6 protein-coding genes are annotated in these 3,786 nt (G+C 33.2%); all 6 read left to right on the plus strand.

Translation table 11 applies throughout. The features are described 5' to 3' along the window. Positions 1–612: 612 nt before the first annotated feature. On the plus strand, positions 613–1,017 hold the full coding sequence (gene tssD / locus D0T66_RS03205) for a type VI secretion system tube protein TssD (protein WP_163355489.1): 405 nt from the start codon (positions 613–615) through the stop codon (positions 1,015–1,017). A 1-nt stretch (position 1,018) separates the two neighbouring features. Next, positions 1,019–1,465, plus strand: coding sequence for a type VI secretion system tube protein TssD (gene tssD, locus D0T66_RS03210; RefSeq protein ID WP_163355490.1), 447 nt, complete (start codon positions 1,019–1,021; stop codon positions 1,463–1,465). 13 nt (positions 1,466–1,478) lie between these two features. Next, positions 1,479–2,396: a hypothetical protein gene (locus D0T66_RS03215; protein WP_163355492.1), complete on the plus strand. Its 918-nt coding sequence runs from the start codon at positions 1,479–1,481 to the stop codon at positions 2,394–2,396. 5 nt (positions 2,397–2,401) lie between these two features. After that, entirely contained in the window at positions 2,402–2,968 is a 567-nt protein-coding gene (lepB, locus tag D0T66_RS03220) for a signal peptidase I (RefSeq protein ID WP_163355494.1), read from the plus strand. A gap of 247 nt (positions 2,969–3,215) precedes the next feature. Continuing rightward, on the plus strand, positions 3,216–3,674 hold the full coding sequence (locus tag D0T66_RS03225; protein WP_163355495.1) for a hypothetical protein: 459 nt from the start codon (positions 3,216–3,218) through the stop codon (positions 3,672–3,674). Continuing rightward, positions 3,662–3,786: plasmid recombination protein (locus D0T66_RS16335; protein WP_255489696.1), on the plus strand; the 125-nt coding region annotated here is incomplete at its 3' end. The genes D0T66_RS03225 and D0T66_RS16335, both read left to right, overlap by 13 nt.

Genomic DNA, 3,786 nt, shown 5'->3' on the forward strand with positions numbered 1-3,786 from the left:
AAACCTATAAACGTGGTACGTCTATAGGAGGTATAGCGAAGGCATAGTTGTTGTTTTCCTTCTTTTGTTTGGTAGTTAGTACGTAATAGGATTTTTAGTGTTGCTTTCATTGTCAATTGCCTTTCTTTTAATCTAACAATTGTACAACAAAAACCTGTAATTTATGAAAGTTGCCTTTTTAGTCTTTCCACCACAGAAGACTTAATCGACTGGTATTGTAGTGTTTTTAGAATTTATGGAATCTTATCTTCGATTCCTTTTTTCTCATCTGTAGTCCCAGGCAGATTTGAATAGCTTGGGATAAGACAATGTAGATTAGATTCTTATAGATGGGGAATTTCTTTATTCACACGAATTTTACATAAGCTAAAAACAACTGCCGTTCGTTAACGGATATGCATCATTTTAACTAATAGCAAAGATAAATAATCGGCTATTAAATAGCAATACTAAAGCCTCTTTTTTACTAGATAACTTTGATATTACACTGCATTTTGCAAATAGATTTACAAAATCATTTGTGCATTTTTTGGTGAAATTGTTAAAATATTTATACCTTTGACAAGAGATATCTAAAATATTTAACCCAATTAACCCAATTAAAACAAAACTATGGCACATGGATTTGAAGCACAGTTAGAAATTGATGGAGCAATAATGGAGGTATCCGCTTGCTCTTATTCTTTTAACAGAGAAATTAATGATGGAGGTGAAGTTATGAGTCCTGTTAATGGAGGTCTTATCCATCTTTCTTTAGAAGAAATTCCTAAAAACAATATTCTTCAATGGGGTATGGAATCTAGAAACTACAAATCAGGTCAAATCAAAATCCTTGAACAAGAAAGTGGACAAAAAATTACCTCAGAAATTATTTCATTTGAAAATGCATCATGTATAAGTTTAAGACTTATCTATGAACAGAACTTCAAGGCATATTTTACTGTATTAATGACGATCAGTGCAGAGAATATCAATATTGGACAGAATGATTGTTGGATTACTAAAAACTGGAAGTAAAATGGAAAAAGACACATTAAATCAAGTAGCAAACAAAGCCAAAGATATATTCTTTCCTGATCAATCTATTGAAGCCTATTTGTATTTAGGAGAGACTGCTATAAAATATGAATTATATTCTTTTGAAACAGATTTTGAACAAGAGATTGACCATAAAGGGCAACCTCAACGCGAAGTGAAAGGAGGATTACTTTCTCTAGTGTTACAACAAGCTAGTGACGAGCTAATTAATCGGTGGATGTTCCAACGAGATATTTTTCTTGATGGGTACATATCTTTCTCTCTTTCTTCATTTTCAGCTAACGATCCAATGAGAATTATTTTTAAAGAAGCTCGTTGCATATTATATGAAAAAATAGTTGGTGCTAAAATAGGAATACAGACCAAAATTTTAGTTTCAGCTAACCAAATAGAAATAAACGGCATATTACACCAAAATAAGCCTTAACAAACTTCTTTTTATGAGAAATACCAAAATCTTATCTCAACAAGATACTTTTAATTATGATTTGTATTGGTCACAATATCAAAGGGAGTTTACTCCAGAGCAAATTGCTGAAATACAGATAAGAATGTACTTATTTATTCACAATAACGAAATTAGGCAAAGATATGCAGAATATATATACGAAGAATTAGTGCTACAAAACCCTCAAATAGCAAAACCATTATATGGGATTGTATGGAGCGACTATCGAAAAAAGATTGCTTTAGAATTTATATTAAAACACATCATTTCATGTGAAGATTGTTTTGTTTTGTGTGATCCAGAAAATGGAGAGCCTTCTGTTGTAGTTAGTTCATATGATTTCATTTCACATAAAGAATTGGCAAAAAGCAATCCATTTTTACTAGACCATATTCAATATAAAATGAACAATACACCATCCTTATTTGACGAATTATCAGGAAAGACTTTGAAAAATGGGGCTAAATGGACAGGTGGACACCTCTTAGGACAAGGTAGCAATTATTTGTATAACAGTTCAGGAAGACTAAATGCTCTTGCAAAACACTACTCCTCTAACCATGCAACACATATGAGGATTACTCATAGTTTTAGAGGAAATATTTCTCAACAGAAAGCATTCTCAAATACTATTCAAAAATCTGGTATTTTTGCTCAACAGGCTGCACGAAAAAAAGTAGGGGGTAGTATCTTATCTTTTCTTGCAAAAAAAATGAAAGGGGGCTCATTTAAACCAATTACTTTCGCAGATATATTTTTAAATCCAACTGAAACAGGTAGGGGGGCCGACATCGGCTATCAAGAAAGATCACACTTAGAAAGTGTACTTCCTTCGGAATTAAGCAAATATTGCAATAATAATAGCAACTACCGTATTATAATGAATCAACAATATTTTGAGCAAAAATAATTTATATGAAACGAAAATACCTATTAACAATATTATTCTATATCCTCTTGTGTTCATGCCTATCTCAAACTTCGAATTTGTATAAAATTTCAACTGAATCAATGAGACCTTACCTCAAAGCGGGTGATTATGTACTTACAGAATCGAAATTTGAGACACTTACTTATGGAGACATTGTTGTATACGAGCATCGGGAATCAGGGCAATATGATAAAGAAATTTATGTTTTTCGAATTGTAGCCCTTCCCCATGATACTATCCAAATAGAAAACGAAATACCAATTATTAATGGAAAAAAGAATCAGATAAACGAGATAGAATCAGCTTCTTATACAGCCTATGATTTATCTTTTGATAGATTTGAAGAACTACAACCTAATGGAGTAAAAATAGAGATTCTTCGTTTTTCAGAAATACCACAAGACACAACAAGCAAAATAAGCTTTCACATTCCCAGTAATCAATATTTTGTAATGGGCGATTTCAGAAGTAACGCTTATGACAGCAGATATTATGGACCAATAAATAAAAAACAAATATTAGGTAAAGTAATAAAAGTACAAGAAAAATAAGTTCTATAAATAAAAAGGTCAAGTAGATATTTCTGCTTGACCTTTTTCTATGCCTTTTCTTCGGGTCTGTATCTGAGACCGTTTTCTAATACTTAATTCTCAAAGATTTAATCTTACTTTTGGACTTCCTCCCTTTATTATATCATGTAGCGACTTACATCGTCATAAATGGACTTATCTATCCACGGTTTTAGAATAATGTTATTTACTGTATTCTTTTGTTGCGATAACAAAAAATATAGTAGTTATGGCAAATCCATTCAATGTAATTCCAGTTCTTGAGTGTTTTTCTTTCGCTCGTCGGGAGGAGTGGTCTCCCCCCTTGCCGCTGGGCGTTCCCCGACCGATGAATTATTGCAGTTTTTTAGTTGTGTTATCTCCAAGCAATGATAACTCTTTATCCTTTGCGGGGAGCATATTCTTTGAGTGGATAAGGCTTCGTATAAATCCGTGCTGCGGTGCGACTGCGGTACTTTGTAAAAGACCTAGCTTATTAGGGCATTTTCTTGACGATGCGTTTCACTTCTCTAAAAATGCCCCAATAAGCCAAAGGCGTGCCCCCTTTGGAATCCTGCGGTGTGTTGATAATGGTAAGAGGGATAATTATAGTAGTGATAAAATAAATCGGGCTGATAGTCTATTGATTTTATTGTTTTATGATTGGGTAGGTATTCGTGTTAAGGGGGTATTTATATGGGATATGTAGTATTACATATGCAAAAGGCTAAAGGTAGCGGAGGGGATTCGGGGATGAGTAAGCATATAGAACGTGACAGGATTCCAGAGAATGCGGATGAAGAGAGAACACACCTGAATAA

Source organism: Dysgonomonas sp. 25, assembly GCF_010501075.1.
Lineage (GTDB): Bacteria > Bacteroidota > Bacteroidia > Bacteroidales > Dysgonomonadaceae > Dysgonomonas.